The following is a 15,821-nucleotide window of genomic DNA, read 5'->3' as shown; positions in this document are numbered from 1 at the left end:
TTGTAGGACTAAACTAGGAAGTTTAAATGTCACAATTAAAACCACAGGAAATTGTACGTTTAGGCGATATACAAATGGCAAATCATTTGCCATTTGTACTATTCGGCGGCATGAACGTACTTGAGTCAAAAGACCTTGCTTTTGAAATTGCTGAAACCTATGTGGATATCTGCAAACGCTTGGATATTCCATATGTGTTTAAAGCAAGTTTTGATAAAGCCAATCGTTCAAGCTTGAACTCTTTCCGTGGCCCAGGCCTGGAAAAAGGAATCGAGTGGTTAGCTGACATTAAAAAACACTTTAATGTGCCGATTATTACTGACGTACATGAACCATACCAAGCTGCGCCTGTTGCTGAAGTTGCGGATATTATCCAGCTTCCTGCATTTTTAAGCCGTCAGACTGACCTTGTTGAAGCGATGGCGAAAACTGATGCCATCATTAACATCAAAAAAGCACAGTTCCTCGCACCACACGAAATGCGTCATATTCTGCATAAGTGTTTGGAAGCAGGAAATGACAAACTGATTCTTTGTGAACGTGGTTCAGCATTTGGTTACAACAACTTAGTTGTCGATATGTTGGGCTTTGACATCATGAAAGAAATGAATGTCCCTGTGTTCTTTGATGTGACACATGCGCTTCAAACGCCGGGTGGTCGTGCGGATTCTGCGGGTGGTCGTCGTGCGCAAATCACGACACTGGCACGAGCAGGTATGGCGACTGGTTTAGCAGGTTTGTTCTTAGAAGCTCATCCAGATCCAGAAAATGCCAAATGTGACGGTCCATGTGCGCTACGCATGTCACAGTTGGAGCCTTTCTTGGCACAGTTAAAAGAACTCGATACCTTGGTTAAAGGTTTCGCAAAGTTAGACACACACTAATTCGATACACATTGATGCGTCACTTTTGACGCATCATTTTTATTAATCAACTGAGGAATTGTTCATGAGCCAAATCGTTGACATTCGTGCACGTGAAATTTTGGACTCTCGTGGTAACCCTACCATCGAAGCAGACGTAATCTTAGCCTCTGGCGTTGTAGGCCGTGCATGTGCACCATCTGGTGCTTCAACTGGTTCTCGTGAAGCTTTAGAACTTCGTGACGGCGACAAAGCTCGTTACTTAGGTAAAGGCGTTAAAACTGCGGTTAACAACGTTAACACAGTAATTCGTGATGCATTGTTGGGTAAATCAGTATTCGAACAAAAAGACATTGATAACACAATGATCGCGCTTGACGGTACTGAAAACAAAGAAAAATTAGGTGCGAACGCAACTTTAGCGGTATCGCTAGCTGCTGCACGCGCTGCTGCTGATGAAAAGAAAATCCCACTTTTCCAATACATCGCAGACCTTCGTAATAACAGCATTTTGACTATGCCTGTTCCAATGATGAACATCCTAAATGGTGGTTCACATGCAGACAACAACGTAGACATTCAAGAATTTATGATTGAGCCAGTTGGCTTCACTTCATTCTCTGAAGCTTTACGCGCTGGTGCTGAAATTTTCCATTCTTTAAAATCAGTTTTAAAGAAACAAGGTCTAAATACTGCAGTTGGTGATGAAGGTGGTTTTGCACCGAACCTTCGTTCTAACGAAGAAGCAATTACAGTAATTCTTGAAGCAATTGAAAAAACTGGCTACAAAGCAGGTTCTGACATTATGCTTGCGCTTGACTGTGCATCTTCAGAATTCTACAAAGATGGTCAATACATCCTTGCAGGTGAAGGCAATAAAGCATTCACTAGCAACCAATTTGCTGACTACCTTGCAGGTTTTGCAAAACAATACCCAATCATCTCAATTGAAGATGGTTTGGACGAGTCTGATTGGGAAGGCTGGTCTTACCTCACTTCAATCCTTGGCGACAAAATCCAATTGGTTGGTGATGACCTATTCGTTACGAATCCTAAGATTCTTCAACGTGGTATCAACGAAAAAGTGGGTAACTCGATCCTAATCAAGTACAACCAAATCGGTACGTTGACTGAAACTCTAGATGCAATCTACCTTGCGAAAGCAAATGGTTACACTACAGTAATTTCACACCGTTCTGGTGAAACTGAAGATTCAACTATTGCGGATCTTGCAGTAGGTACGGCAGCGGGTCAAATCAAAACTGGTTCACTTTGCCGTTCTGACCGTGTAGCGAAATATAACCAATTACTTCGTATTGAAGAATTGACTCAAGCTGCTTACCGCGGTAAAGCTGAGTTCAAAGGTTTGAACTAAGCAGATCATGCTATCTATGTTAAATGTATTTGACTCCAAAGCGAGTAAAGCATTGTTGGGCCTTGCGATCTTTTTGATCGCAGGGTTTCAATATTTATACTGGTTCGGTGAAGGTGGTTATCATCAACATCAACAACTGAGTCAGAAAATACAACAACAAGTCGAACTCAATGACGAATTAAAAGAACGAAATCGCGTGCTTGCCGCTGAAGTATACGATTTAAAAAATGGCGTTGAAGCTATTGAAGAGCATGCTCGTCTAGATTTAGGTTTAATTAAACCGCATGAAACTTTCGTACAGATGAGTACGATTAGTACTCAGTACAAACCAATTTATATTGATCCAAACGCAAAAGTAGACCTACGTACCAATGAGTCAGAACCAGCCGAACTTCCACCCGAACCTTAAATTGTGGGCTATTATTCCTGCTGCTGGTTCAGGAAGTCGATTTTCTAAAACTGAACTAAAACAATATCAAAACATTGCGGGTCTAACTGTGCTTGAACACACAGTTGCGCGTCTTAACCAATTACCTTTAACAGGCTATGTATTGGCTATAGGCGAGCTAGATAATGTTGCTCAGACTTTGGCACTCACTAATCAAGAGAAGGCACATTTTTGTTTAGGCGGTGCAGAGCGTGTGCATTCTGTACTCAATGCATTGCAATATCTTGCTAAGATTGCCAATGATGATGATTGGGTGTTTGTTCATGATGCAGCACGACCATGTGTCTCACAGTTGTGTTTAGAAAATTTAGTTCAATCGGCAGTAAATTCTGAGCAAAGTGCGATTCTCGCCATTCCCGTACGCGATACATTAAAACGAGTTGAAACGGCGCCACTTATATCAACAACGGTAGATCGTTCAACTTTATGGCAAGCGCAGACACCACAAATTGCCAAATTGGGTATGCTTAAAAATGCCATTGAACAAGCGCTTGCCGCTGGTGCGACCATCACAGATGAAGCTAGTGCCTTAGAATTTGTCGGTGAGCAAGTTAATGTCGTGCAAGGTCGTTCGGACAATATTAAAATTACCTATCCTGATGATTTAGAGTTGGCACGTTTAATTTTAGCGTCTCAAGTTAATAGATGATTATTTCAAGGAATATTTAAGGGACAGTGATTTTTACTGTCGCTTTAATCTATAATTCCCGCATCCTTTTTAGATCTGTTTCGCAATGATCCCTTCTCAACAGTATCGTTTTTTACGTCAGTCATTACGCGATGGCCGCAGTATAAAACACGATTCTTCTCGATGGGCTAAACTTCATTTAGACCCGTGGTTACTTTGCTTCTTGGTACTCAATGCAATATTGGGGCTGATGGTTGTCTATAGTGCGACCGCGGAAGATTCGGGAATGGTACTACGCCAAGCCACAAGTTTTGGTGTGGGCTTTATTGTGATGTTGATCTGCGCGCAAATTCCACCCAAAGTTTACCAATCTATGAGTCCGTACTTATATGCCATCGGTATATTTTTACTGTTGTTGGTTTTGGTCATTGGTGAAAAAAGGATGGGGGCGAAACGCTGGATTAGCTTGCCGGGTATCGGCAGTATGCAGCCGAGTGAGTTTATGAAATTTGCCATGCCACTCATGATGGCGTGGTATTTTGCGCGAAAACCTTTTCCACCGAAATTTTTACAAATTGTCGGTGCATTAATTTTATTATTGATTCCATTTGCATTGGTCGCTTTACAGCCTGATTTGAATATTGGTTTGATTATTCCAGGTATTTTTGTTTTATTTTTAAGTGGAATGTCTTGGCGTTTAATTGCAGCTGCTTTAACCGCCTTTGCTATTGCAGCACCTGTACTCTGGATGTTCTTTTTGCAGGAATATCAGAAAAAACGTGTACTGACCTTATTTGACCCTGAGTCTGACGCACTTGGTGCAGGTTGGAATATTATTCAGTCTAAAATTGCCATTGGTTCAGGCGGTTTAATGGGTAAGGGGTATACCGAAGGGACGCAGTCGCACTTGGGCTATCTGCCAGAGCATCATACTGACTTTATCATGTCGACCTATGCTGAAGAGTTTGGCTTTATTGGTGTATTTCTTTTATTTAGTTTATTTACAGCAATTATTGTTCGCTGTTTGATTATTGGACTAAATTGCTTCCATAATTTTGGACGACTCTATGCAGGAGCGATAGGATTAACTTTCTTCTTTTTTGTATTTTTAAACTCGGGTATGGTCAGTGGGATTTTACCGGTAACAGGTGATCCACTACCGTTGATGAGTTATGGTGGTACAGCCGTAATTGCGATGCTCGCAGGAATGGGAATTGTGATGTCGATTCATACGCATCGCTAAGCATTAATGTAAACGGAATAATCAAGCCGGACCAATGTCCGGCTTTTTTTATGCGCTGGACGTACGGGAAAATGCTGTAGCAGAATGTATTGAGCAGTCCGTCAGGCCGTAAATCAATGTTTCTGTGCAGATGATTGGCAGGTCGAATGCCTTGGTTGTAGTTGTTTAAGCTATGGCGGACTGGCCGGCCAGCGCTCATAAGCGCCCGCAAGTATAATCTGTCAGTATCTGGGCAGGCGCCGGCTAAGCGGATAAAAACAGCCGGCTTCATGCCGGCTTTGGGTTTAGTTGAATAGCTGATTGATTTTTCTGGCTATTTCTTTGTTGTAAATTCGATAGTCGCTGATGGCATAGGGGCTGAACAGGGCATATTTGCAGCTGGTGCTGGAACCGTTTTTGGCGGCAGCGGTGCGGCAGTTCAAGATGGAAAAGACCTTCGCGTCAGCCGATTTAAGCTCAAATGAGCTTAAGTAAATTTTTTCATTGGCAATATCCTGAGTAGTAACGGTATAGCCATTTTTTACTAGCACATTGCTGAGGCTGGAAATCGTGCGTTTGCTGCTGACTGTCAGCGCATCTTCATAGCCGAAGGTTTTAATCAGGGTTGCAGTGTTCAGCTGCTCGGCATTTTTAAATAATTCCGGCGCTGCGTTTTTGATAAAGAAGCCGAAGTCTTCTGTGCTGATATCGGCCGTAATAGGCTTGAAGGTCATGCGTACGCCATCACTCAGCCTGTCGTATGCGACGCGCATCTGTATATCTGCGCAGGAACTGGAGTCGTTGGCGCTGCGGCGGTGATCAGCGCTGACCGTATTGCAGACTTTTATTTTAACCCGGTCTTGCGCCAAGCGCCGGAATTGCGCGTCATAAATATGATGCACACTCCAGTAACGGTCTTGTTTTAACTGGTTAAAGAACGGGGCATTGCTGATCAGCCCTTTGTTTAAATCCAATTCATTATAAGCCGAGAGCGGTACTGTCAGGGAAAAACTGTTCAGTTCTGGATTGAGCTGGATATGCTGGGTTTTAGGCCCGAAGCCGCCTAGCACATTTTGATAGAGGCTGCCGCGTTCCCCTGTGACTTGGCAGCCGGATAGCCCGGCTGCTGCGGCAAGAAACAATAATGTTTTTTGCATATTTTGATTTTTTCTATAGATAACGATTATTCGAAATTGAAGCTGACGTCAGAAGCCGTGTTTGGAGACGGATGCTGGAAAATACGCTCGTTCTGATGGTCAAAGTAAACTTTCCAGCTGTTTTTGATATTTTTGCACTGGAATAAGCCGTAGTATTTTTGCAGATTCGGTGTAGACAGCACCTCAGAGCCTTTATAAGGAATCAGCGGTGATGGATGGCTTTTAATTTGTACAAATTCACCGCCGTCACGCGCACAATAGGTGTTTGCGCGTTCCCACATAATGGTGCCTGCACCGTAAGATACGTTATTCATGGTGATGGTGCGCGGATTTTTATACTTGGCTTGGAAAAATTCCTGCACCGTCGGATACTGTTCAAAATCCTTATCTGTCAGCTGCCCCAAGGTATTCCATTTATCAATAGCTTTTGACAGCCATCCTTTTTTTGCTTCTTCTGCAGATGTGTAAGTACTGGCAATAATGCATGCTGCAGCTAAAAAGGTTTTAGTTTTCATTATATAACTCCAATTCAGGTGCAGAGCATGCTAAAGGCCATGCAGCGGCGATGCAACTTTGCGGGCGCTAATATGTATAATCAAATGTTAGAAAATGTTTAATTTTTAATGAAAATTTATAATATTTTGTTTTATTAATCTGCATTGAAAAATCAGCGCTTTAAGGCAAACATAAAAAAAGCCCTCAATTGAGGGCTTTATTTAGATATTAATTAGTGTAGGAGCCATGTGTAGTAGCCCCACAACATAAGTGGCCAAGCGAGGACGGGGCTAAAAAGCCATTTCCAGAACCAATGGTGTGGTGTAAAACCCACACCATGCACAAAACCACCTGAAATACCTATCATGATGAACATCAGCGCTCGATGGCTATATCCACCATTGTCATCCAGCATGGCAGCGGGATGTACAAGTAACACGGCTGCCAAAGGAAAAGCTAACAGGCAGGAAATGACCATTGTAAATTTATTTGGCTTCTTTTCTACAAGTGATTTTTCTACAGCAGCATCAGTCATTTGTTATTCCTCATCTAGATCTTGATGATGTTCGATATAAAGCGCACTAAGTACACCTGCAAAACATGCCATCAAAATACCGAGAATCCAAGCAAAATACCACATCGTCTTTTCTCCTTAGACACAGCCTTAGTATAGGCTGTGTGAATTCTCTTCAATATGTTTGTTAGTAACCACGCCCCACATTTTGTAGTAACACCAAGTTGTGTAGCACAGGATAAGTGGGACAAAAATACATGCTGCAACTGTCATCACAGTTAGGGTATTTTTACTTGATACCGCATCCCACATAGTCAAACTTACAGTTGGGTTGATGCTCGATGGCATAAGGAAAGGGAACAATGCAAAACCAGCAGTTAAGATTGCACCAATGACTGCCAAGCTTGAACCAAGGAAGCTGAAACCTGCTTTACCTTTACCTGCGGCAAGGATGATGATCAGCGCACCTAAAATAGCCATGATTGGCGCAATCATAGTAATTGGATAAGTACTGTAATTGTTCATCCAACCTGGGTTGGCATTGGTGATCACTTCTTTAGCTAATGGGTTTGCAACGCCATTAGTGTCAAACGGTTGAGCTAATGTGTAGCCTTGGATATTACCGAAGTATAACCATGCGCCTGCCAGTAAGAAGCAAACTAAGAATACGATACCCATAAGCTGAGTTGCTTTTGCAGAGCGTGCGCGTAGATCGCCGTCTGTACGAAGCATGAGCCATGCACCACCGTGAGCGCAAAGCATAGATAAACTCACGATACCGCAAACTAAAGCGAATGGGTTAAGCAGTGCAAAGAAGCTCCCTGTATAAGTCGAGCGAACAGTTTCGTCCATAGTGAATGGAACACCAAGGAACATATTACCAAACGCAACACCAAATACGAGGGCAGGAACGGCACCACCAATTGCTAAACCCCAGTCCCAAGAATTACGCCACTTGGTATTTTCAAGTTTAGAACGGTAGTCAAAACCGACTGGACGTAAGAAGAGAGCGAAGAGTACCAGTAACAGCGCCCAATACATGCCTGAGAATGCAGTTGCATATACCATTGGCCATGCTGCAAACAGTGCACCACCGGCAGTAATAAACCATACTTGGTTACCGTCCCAGTGTGGGGCAATCGTATTGATTGCCGCACGACGTTCTTCGTCTTTTTTACCTACGAATGGCATGATCGCCATTGAGCCCATATCGAAGCCATCGGTGAGGGCGAAGCCGATCAGTAGGACACCGACTAAAACCCACCAAATGATTTTGAGTAATTCATATTCGATCATGCTTGAGCCTCCTCATTTGCCTTTTTTGCAGCTTCAAGTTTCTCGAAGTGGTATTTACCAGTATGTAGAGAACTTGGGCCAAGGCGTGAGAATTTAATCATTAAGTACATTTCAATGATCAGCAGTACAGTGTAGAACGCTGCCAATGCAAGGATAGAACCCCATACATCACCTGTACTTAAGCTAGAAGCTGAAAGATGTGTAGGTAGAACTTCACCGATAGTCCATGGTTGACGACCAACTTCGGCAACATACCAACCTGTTTGTGCAGCAATCCAAGGTAATGGCAGAGCAAACAAAGCAAATTTTAATAACCAAGGTTTGTTTTCTGCATTACGTTTACCGACAGCAAAGGTAGCAAGTACGAACAGAAGGAGCATTAAGAAACCAGAAGCAACCATTGCACGGAATGCCCAGAACAAGCTTGGAACATGTGGAATAGTGTCTTTTGCAGCTGCTTTGATTTGTTCGTCAGAAGCATCGACAACTTTGTCTGTGTATTTTTTCAGAAGCAGACCATAACCCAAGTCTTTTTGAGACTCAGCAAATGCTGCTTTAAGTTCAGGAGAAGTGTCGCCTGCACGAAGTTGTTCTAACTGTGAGTAAGCCACCATACCGTTACGAATACGCGCTTCGTGTTGTACGATCAGGTCTTTAATACCTGTCACTTCTTTGTCAGTTGAACGTGTTGCAATAATCCCCATGACATAAGGAATTTTGATCGCGTAGTCAGTAGACATGGTTTCTTTATTTGGAATACCAAACAAAGTAAATGGCGCTGGAGCTGGGTGAGTGTCCCATTCAGCTTCAATTGCAGCAAGTTTAGTTTTTTGTACATCACCAATTTCATAACCAGATTCATCACCTAGTAAGATCACTGAAAGTGTAGAAGCTAAACCAAAGATAGCAGCGATAGCGAATGAACGACGCGCAAATGGCAAGTCACGCTTTTTCAATAAGTAGTAACTTGAAATTGCCAGTACGAAAATAGCACCAGTCACATAACCTGCAGATACGGTATGTACGAATTTAACCTGAGCCACAGGGTTGAAAATCAATGCACCGAAGTCCACCATTTCCATACGCATAGTTTCATAGTTAAATGCGGAACCGACAGGGTTTTGCATCCAACCATTGGCCACTAAAATCCATAGTGCGGACATGTTCGAGCCAAGTGCAACCAACCAAGTGACAGCCAAATGCTGAACTTTAGATAGGCGATCCCAGCCGAAGAAGAATAAACCAATAAATGTTGATTCAAGGAAGAATGCCATCAGACCTTCAATGGCTAATGGTGCACCGAAAATATCACCGACATAGTGTGAGTAATACGCCCAGTTAGTACCGAACTGAAACTCCATGGTCAAACCAGTAGTAACACCTAAAGCGAAGTTAATACCGAAGAGTTTTCCCCAGAATTTAGTCATGTCTTTATAAATTTCTTTGCCAGAAATCACATAGGTGGTTTCCATAATGGCAAGAATAAAAGCCAGACCTAAAGTCAGTGGAACAAAAATAAAGTGATACATCGCGGTCATTGCAAATTGGAACCGCGAAAGATCGACCACGCTTTCAGAAATCATCAACGTGTCTCCTTGATTTGGGAAGGACTGCCAGCAATATGCTCGGCAACTTGATTGTCAAAGTTTTTAGGGATAGTAGGGGCGTCGAACCAGATGTTCTTAATGATCATTAAAATAATCACTTTAATTATTAGTATTGCGGTTATTTCTCTGACCACACGACGATTTAAATCTTTGAATTTTAAGCTCATGGGGATAAGCCTATTCTTTAAACTTGTACTATATTATTAACAAATATATACAAAAAGCAAATAGGTTGAACAGTTAAAATAAAAATATATTATTAAGTAATTTAAATACAATTACTTATATTGCTTATTAGTTAAAAAATAAACTAATTTTTTATTTTAAATACTTGACTAAAACACTTGTGTTTACATATTTTAAATCCGACTAAAACGCTTATATTTATATTTTAAATTCTGACTAATTTACTATATTTACTATATTTACTAAAAGTTACATTGTTAATAATGAGAATCTTTATTGAATGAATAAGATTTTTATTTGTTATGTTTAAGTTTTGCTAAAAAAATGGGCTATTGATGTAGTGCTGTTAAACGATCTCTATATGGTTAATGTTAAAGAGGCTGGACTAAGTTTTTTAAATACTTTTTAAATATTTGATACATGATGAACTTAGCTTATTTTAGTCCTGAAACATTTCTTTTGAGTAAAAAAGACATACCGGAGTATGTCTTTTGGGGGAGATATTGCAGCTTAGAAGTCGTAACGTAGACCAAGAGAAAGTGCAGTTGCATTTTCATCACCGATCCCTGAAATACCGTTACCGAAGCTACGACCTTCTTTCCAAGGGTTGAGTTTAGAGTTTTTGTCGTTAAGCACAGTTGCTAGGTTGCCATATACGCGTAAAGTGCTATCTAACTTATGTTCTACACCCACACCGATCAAGCTTGCATTGGCATCATCAGCATCGACGTCACGGTAGAAGTATTCACCGCGTACTGAGGTTTTAGGCGTTACTTTATATTCGCCAGCTACACCAAAAACTTGAGTATCTGGGTTGGCTGTATCGTTGTCGTGTTTCGCAATTTGGTATAAAGCACCCAAGTTAAATTCTTCAGTTAACTTATATGCACCAGCAATACGGAAGGCATCACGACTTGCGCCACCTGCTGCGTTTGCTGCATTTTCATCATACTTTTCGTAAGCTGCTGCAAAATCAATAGGACCTTCTTTATAAGTTAGAGCAAGGTCATAGGCTTTGTTATCATCTTTGCCTTCGCCATCTGCTTCACGGTCAATTTGTGTACCTGAATGCATCGACATTGCAGCTAATACATTGAAACCACCGCCAAATTTTGGCGATTTATATTCAATGGTGTTTTCATTACGTTCATCAAATTTTAAGTTGCCTACACGTGTTACGTTACGAACGTCACCAACCATGTCACCGAAGAAGTTCACAGGGCTACGTGCGACTTTAAACGGGCTGTCAAAACGACCTACACGTGCTTGTCCATAAGTCGAACTTTTTAAACCCACGAATGTGTCACGTGTTGAAAAATCTACGCCTTTGCTGTCTTGGCTACCGCTTGCAAAGTTTACTTCTTGCTCAATTTGAGCGAATACGTTGAGGTCATCATTAATTTTTTGATCTACTTTGAAGCCTAAGCGTGAAGCGTTAGAAGAAAGACCAACTTCGTTGTAATCTTTACCATCATCTAGATAGTCAAGAGAGACATGTGCACGGCCATAAATTTTTACATCAGCAGCAGATGCCATCATTGGTGTAAGAATTGTTGCCCCGATTGCTAATGCACATAGAGTTTTTTTCATTTGAAGCTCCAGAAGACTTTTCCAGTCATATCAATATGTTTTATCAGTAGCTTGGCTAGAAGTAATTTCGCTATCTAATGGCGCTAAGTATTCATTACAAATAAGACAGTTCTATTAAGGAAATATTTCAAAACGGTGAAAGGTGATTTTTGGTTTAAATTGTATTTTTATTTATAAAGATTGATATTTATTAAATACTTATGGTTATTTTTAAATATTAAATTTTGCAGTTAAAATGACTTGGCACAATATTCTAAACATAAAAAAATGGAGCCGAAGCTCCATTGATCATCACTTTAAACTCAATTGGACTTAAAGTGCTGCTTTGATTTTTTCGCCAATAGCTTTAATTTTTTCCATGTCGCCCATTTGTGCGGCATGTTTACCTAATTCATGGACTGAAGTCGGAATTAGGTGGAAATGCACGTGCGGAACAGTTTGACCCGCAGCAGCACCAGACAACTGCATCAATACGATACCTTTCACGTCTAAGGCTTTCTCCATTGCTTTCGCAACTTTTTGGACAATCTGAATGGTATAAGCAGCCGCTTCAGGATCTAAATCAAGTAGCGTAATAGCAGGGGTTTTAGGAATTACGAGCGTATGACCTTCGGCCTGTGGCATGACATCCATAAAAGCGAGTACTTGATCATCTTCATAGACTTTAAACGCGGGAAGTTCTCCACGTAAAATCCGAGCAAAAATATTTTGATCATCATAAGTCATTGCTAAATTCCTTGAGCGAATTGAATCGTAATTATTTACAGTTCAATTCTTTCTGACGATCTTTGATCGCGTCAAGTCGTTGTTGCTCTTTTTCTGAAAATTTAGGCTTAGTTGTGTAGCAATTGTCATTGCCAAACTTCGCTTTAGCGTCAGGATCTTTAAAGCAGAACCCTTTCGATGCATAAATCACGTCATGGTCATTTTTCAACTTTTGGCATTCTTGCTCAGATGCTAAAACAGCAGTAGAAGCCCCGATTAAAGTTACAGCACCTAGCAAAGTTGCGAGGGTAAATTTGTTCATGCGAGTTTCCTCTGTCATTTGTAACAATGTGTGTTATGACACTAGAGTACAATATGATGGTTATTTATCGTTATTCAATGGCGAGTTATTACTCAATTGTAATTTTACTCCATTTTTCATACATAATCATAGCGCTTGAAAAATCACTGTTTTCTTCAGCTTGATCGCTTGCTGCTTGGATTAAGTTTTGCGTCAAAGACAGCACAGGCGCTGAAAGTTTTGCTTGTCGCACCAGATCAACAGCAATTCCCGTATCTTTTGCAAGTAATGGAAGTGCAAAGGTTAATGGGAAGCTACGATTCAGTACGCGCTGCGGTAAAACCGTTTCGGTCACATTACTTTTACCACTCGACGCATTTATACAATCGAGTGCTTCATGTAAGTCTACGCCATGCGCTTTTAAGGTGGTGAATCCTTCAGCAACTGCACAAAGATTTACAGCCATTAACATGTTGTTTACAGCTTTGACGGCAAATCCCGCACCCGGTTCACCTACATGTTTAATCAGTTTGCCAAATGTTTTGATCGCAGGTAATGCACGTTCAAAGGCTGCTTTGTCACCACCAATCATGACAGTTAGTGTTCCAGTTTCAGCGCCAATGGTTTGTCCACTCACTGGGGCGTCTAAGAATGCAACATTTTGTTGCTTTAAGGCAGTAGCGAGTTTTTTTGCAGATTCTGGCACACCGCTGGTACAGTCGACCCAAATCGAGCCTGATTTCAGCGTTACACTCGCAATTAAATTTTCAACATCTTGGCTGATGGGTAGGCAAGAAAAAATAATGTCCGCTTGTACTGCTTGTTCTAAAGCAACCGCTTGCGTACCAAATTCAGCAGCATGTTGCTCTGCCTTGGTAAAGTTTCGATTCCAGACATAAACCGTGTCGAACTGTTTTGGTAGGTGCGCTGCCATACGGGAACCCATTGCGCCCAATCCAATAAATGCAACTGACTGAATCATCTTTACTTTACCCTCTAAATTTTTATTTCAATAAACTGGATCTTTGTGTAAGCCACTGGGTCAAAGTTGGCCAAAATTGATTGGCACTTTTTTGACTCGACATCAGGCCGAGGTGACCACCGGGAATGAGAGTAAACGTGACATCTTGACTACTTGTCAATTCGCCTAAAGGACTTGCTGCATCTGCCGTAACGATTTGATCGGTAGAACCCGCGCCAATTAACAATGAACAGTGGATATTTTTTAATTGAATAACTTTATCTTTCAATTGAATAATGCCGTTTTTAAGCGGATTTTGTAGCCAAACATTGAACACCATGTCTTGGTTAATGCCACCCGGATAGTCAATCATGTGATTGAGAAAATCGCCCATGGTTGCATGTTCATACAGGTCATGCAGATTATCTAAGTTAGATAAAAATTGTTTTTGGCTTTTGAACCAACCCATTGGATCAACGATTTTAAAACCAATTGCATTGAGTACGCCCGGTGTATGGATAAAATGTTTAGGAATTTTCCCTGTGTAGACCTTTTCTTGTAAATTCTTACTACGTGAAAGCAAGCGATTGGTTTTTTGAAATAACTTTCCGATACGACCTGAAGCATAGCTATCAATCGGTGCGCCCATCACCATGAGATTTTTAACATGTTCAGGTTGATGTAATGCGGTATACAGCGTGACAAAGACTCCAGCCATGCTCCAACCGTGTAGCGAGATGTATTGACTATCTGCATGCTCACAAATTTGATCAATACAATGTGGAATCACATCATCAATAAACGATAGAAAATTTAAGAATCGATCTTGATAGTTCAACTTTCCCCATTCCAACAAATAGACATCAAAGCCACTGTGTTGAAAATGTTTCACCAATGAGCGATATGGATACAAATCATAAATTGCCATATTGATGGCCAGTGGTGCAACAAACACTAAGGGTTCTTTGTATTTACGATCAGGCGAAGCGTAATACCGAACTTTTGCATGTTTATATTCAGTAATTACTTCATAGGGTGTTGATTGAGAAAGGACCAGCGATTTTGCATTAAACACACGTGTAGACAGGTGTTTAATTTTCTTTTGCTGCGCCAGAAATTTCTGTTTGAAAGGATGCATAACTGTCAATTGCCTAAGTCCTTGTAGGATTGGTCGAAGTCTAAGCGATAATTTCGTATTTTACCTTGACCTTAAATAGCTTAGACGCTCAAAATATTGGCAATTCTTCACAAAGGCAGTTCTTCGCGACTGAGTAATACAGATGAGCCAACAAGACGACATCGAATACCAATTAGAGACTTTAGCGATTCGTACAGGTCATACTCGTACTTTTGAGGGTGAACATAGTGAGCCAATTTTCCTGACTTCATCATTTGTTTGTGAAAGTGCAGCAGATGCCGCAGCAAAATTTTCAGGTCAAATTGAAGGCAATACCTATTCACGTTATACCAATCCAACTGTACAAGCGTTCGAAAAACGTTTAGCTGTTTTGGATGGTGCTGAAGCCGCAGTTGCGACAAGTTCGGGTATGGCAGGCGTACACGCGATCACTTTGGCATATTTGAAAGCTGGCGATCATGTGGTGTGTTCACGTGCTGTCTTTGGTTCGATCATTTCTCTGTTTGAAAAATATGTCATCAAATTTGGTGTTGACGTTACTTTTGTTGATTTGGAAGATTTAGATGCTTGGAAACAAGCGATTCGCCCAACTACACGCCTCTTGTTTATTGAAACACCGTCAAACCCATTAGCTCAAGTAGGGGATTTACAAGCCATTGCTGATATTGCACATGCGCATGGGGCATTATTTGCAGTCGATAATACTTTCTGTACACCAGTGTTACAGCAACCGATTAAATTTGGTGCGGACCTCGTGATCTACTCATCAACAAAATATATTGATGGTCAAGGTCGTGCGCTCGGTGGTGCAGTTGTCGGTAGTGCAAAATTGATGGAAGAGATTACAGGTGTTATTCGTACACTGGGTAACTCGATGAGTCCATTCAATGCATGGATCTTCCTGAAAGGCCTAGAAACTTTAAGCTTACGTATGAAAGCTCACTGTGCAAGTGCTCAGACTTTAGCTGAATGGTTGGATGCACACCCGAAAGTTGAAAAAGTGTACTATGCTGGACTTCCAAATCACGAAGGTCATGAGTTGGCGAAAAAGCAACAAAAAGGCTTTGGCGGAGTTGTGTCGTTTGTTGCCAAAGGCGAACGTGAAGGTGCTTGGACCGTGATTGATAATACCAAGTTCCTTTCTATTACAAGTAACTTGGGTGATGTAAAATCAACAATTACCCATCCTGCAACGACTTCTCATGGCAGAATGTCTGCAGAAGCGAAAAAAGCAGCAGGGATTAGCGAAGGTTTAATTCGCGTATCTGTTGGTTTAGAAGATATTAATGATATTATTCGCGATCTTTCACGCGGTTTAGATCTTATCTAAAGTGA

18 protein-coding genes are annotated in these 15,821 nt (G+C 41.2%); 6 read left to right on the top strand and 12 right to left on the bottom strand.

What is annotated here, in order from left to right:
• The first annotated feature begins 26 nt into the window (after positions 1-26).
• From kdsA to rodA, 5 genes are all read left to right on the top strand, one after another.
• Entirely contained in the window at positions 27-884 is an 858-nt protein-coding gene (gene kdsA, locus FTT98_RS10260) for a 3-deoxy-8-phosphooctulonate synthase (protein ID WP_078188522.1), read from the top strand.
• 64 nt (positions 885-948) lie between these two features.
• Positions 949-2,238, top strand: a complete 1,290-nt coding sequence (eno, locus tag FTT98_RS10255) for a phosphopyruvate hydratase (RefSeq protein WP_180177345.1) — start codon at positions 949-951, stop codon at positions 2,236-2,238.
• A gap of 16 nt (positions 2,239-2,254) precedes the next feature.
• Positions 2,255-2,647: a septum formation initiator family protein gene (locus FTT98_RS10250; RefSeq protein ID WP_078188520.1), complete on the top strand. Its 393-nt coding sequence runs from the start codon at positions 2,255-2,257 to the stop codon at positions 2,645-2,647.
• A complete protein-coding gene (ispD, locus tag FTT98_RS10245; protein ID WP_180177344.1) occupies positions 2,610-3,335 on the top strand; it encodes a 2-C-methyl-D-erythritol 4-phosphate cytidylyltransferase in 726 nt (241 codons plus the stop codon). Before FTT98_RS10250 ends, ispD begins: the two co-directional genes overlap by 38 nt.
• 85 nt (positions 3,336-3,420) lie before the next feature.
• Positions 3,421-4,557, top strand: a complete 1,137-nt coding sequence (gene rodA, locus FTT98_RS10240) for a rod shape-determining protein RodA (RefSeq protein ID WP_111884954.1) — start codon at positions 3,421-3,423, stop codon at positions 4,555-4,557.
• Positions 4,558-4,841: 284 nt separating this feature from the next.
• Here rodA and FTT98_RS10235 read toward each other — a convergent pair whose 3' ends face one another.
• The 12 genes from FTT98_RS10235 to FTT98_RS10180 all read right to left on the bottom strand — a co-directional run bounded on the left by FTT98_RS10235 (position 4,842) and on the right by FTT98_RS10180 (position 14,486).
• Positions 4,842-5,693, bottom strand: coding sequence for a hypothetical protein (locus tag FTT98_RS10235; protein WP_180022129.1), 852 nt, complete (start codon positions 5,691-5,693; stop codon positions 4,842-4,844).
• A 26-nt stretch (positions 5,694-5,719) separates the two neighbouring features.
• Positions 5,720-6,208, bottom strand: coding sequence for a hypothetical protein (locus FTT98_RS10230; protein WP_180059728.1), 489 nt, complete (start codon positions 6,206-6,208; stop codon positions 5,720-5,722).
• A 212-nt stretch (positions 6,209-6,420) separates the two neighbouring features.
• Positions 6,421-6,723, bottom strand: a complete 303-nt coding sequence (locus FTT98_RS10225) for a cyd operon YbgE family protein (RefSeq protein WP_180059729.1) — start codon at positions 6,721-6,723, stop codon at positions 6,421-6,423.
• 3 nt (positions 6,724-6,726) lie between these two features.
• Positions 6,727-6,828, bottom strand: coding sequence for a cytochrome bd-I oxidase subunit CydX (gene cydX, locus FTT98_RS10220; RefSeq protein ID WP_002120988.1), 102 nt, complete (start codon positions 6,826-6,828; stop codon positions 6,727-6,729).
• Positions 6,829-6,852: 24 nt separating this feature from the next.
• Positions 6,853-7,998, bottom strand: a complete 1,146-nt coding sequence (cydB, locus tag FTT98_RS10215; RefSeq protein ID WP_168378622.1) for a cytochrome d ubiquinol oxidase subunit II — start codon at positions 7,996-7,998, stop codon at positions 6,853-6,855.
• Positions 7,995-9,581, bottom strand: a complete 1,587-nt coding sequence (locus FTT98_RS10210) for a cytochrome ubiquinol oxidase subunit I (protein ID WP_078188514.1) — start codon at positions 9,579-9,581, stop codon at positions 7,995-7,997. Before FTT98_RS10210 ends, cydB begins: the two co-directional genes overlap by 4 nt.
• A complete protein-coding gene (gene cydP / locus FTT98_RS10205) occupies positions 9,581-9,772 on the bottom strand; it encodes a cytochrome oxidase putative small subunit CydP (protein WP_078188513.1) in 192 nt (63 codons plus the stop codon). Before cydP ends, FTT98_RS10210 begins: the two co-directional genes overlap by 1 nt.
• Positions 9,773-10,301: 529 nt before the next feature.
• Positions 10,302-11,381 carry a porin gene (locus tag FTT98_RS10200; protein ID WP_180177343.1) on the bottom strand — a complete coding sequence of 360 codons (1,080 nt, stop codon included), beginning with the start codon at positions 11,379-11,381 and terminating at the stop codon, positions 10,302-10,304.
• Between the two features lie 312 nt (positions 11,382-11,693).
• The gene (locus tag FTT98_RS10195) at positions 11,694-12,107 is read right to left on the bottom strand and encodes an HIT family protein (RefSeq protein WP_180005095.1); all 414 of its coding nucleotides are present in this window, start codon (positions 12,105-12,107) and stop codon (positions 11,694-11,696) included.
• A 31-nt stretch (positions 12,108-12,138) separates the two neighbouring features.
• Entirely contained in the window at positions 12,139-12,408 is a 270-nt protein-coding gene (locus FTT98_RS10190) for a YARHG domain-containing protein (RefSeq protein WP_078188510.1), read from the bottom strand.
• An 88-nt stretch (positions 12,409-12,496) separates the two neighbouring features.
• Positions 12,497-13,369 (bottom strand): NAD(P)-dependent oxidoreductase, encoded by an 873-nt coding sequence (locus FTT98_RS10185; RefSeq protein ID WP_180177342.1) that lies wholly within the window; start codon positions 13,367-13,369, stop codon positions 12,497-12,499.
• A 22-nt stretch (positions 13,370-13,391) separates the two neighbouring features.
• The gene (locus FTT98_RS10180) at positions 13,392-14,486 is read right to left on the bottom strand and encodes an alpha/beta fold hydrolase (protein ID WP_180011252.1); all 1,095 of its coding nucleotides are present in this window, start codon (positions 14,484-14,486) and stop codon (positions 13,392-13,394) included.
• Between the two features lie 142 nt (positions 14,487-14,628).
• On the opposite strand from FTT98_RS10180, the gene FTT98_RS10175 reads away from it, so the two are divergent.
• The gene (locus tag FTT98_RS10175; RefSeq protein ID WP_180040989.1) at positions 14,629-15,816 is read left to right on the top strand and encodes an O-succinylhomoserine sulfhydrylase; all 1,188 of its coding nucleotides are present in this window, start codon (positions 14,629-14,631) and stop codon (positions 15,814-15,816) included.
• Positions 15,817-15,821 lie beyond the last annotated feature (5 nt).

This window comes from Acinetobacter sp. YH12039 (assembly GCF_013420015.1).
In the GTDB taxonomy this organism is placed as follows: domain Bacteria; phylum Pseudomonadota; class Gammaproteobacteria; order Pseudomonadales; family Moraxellaceae; genus Acinetobacter; species Acinetobacter amyesii.
The sequence above is the reverse complement of the archived record's forward strand: the minus strand, read 5'-3'. Positions and strand labels throughout refer to the sequence as shown.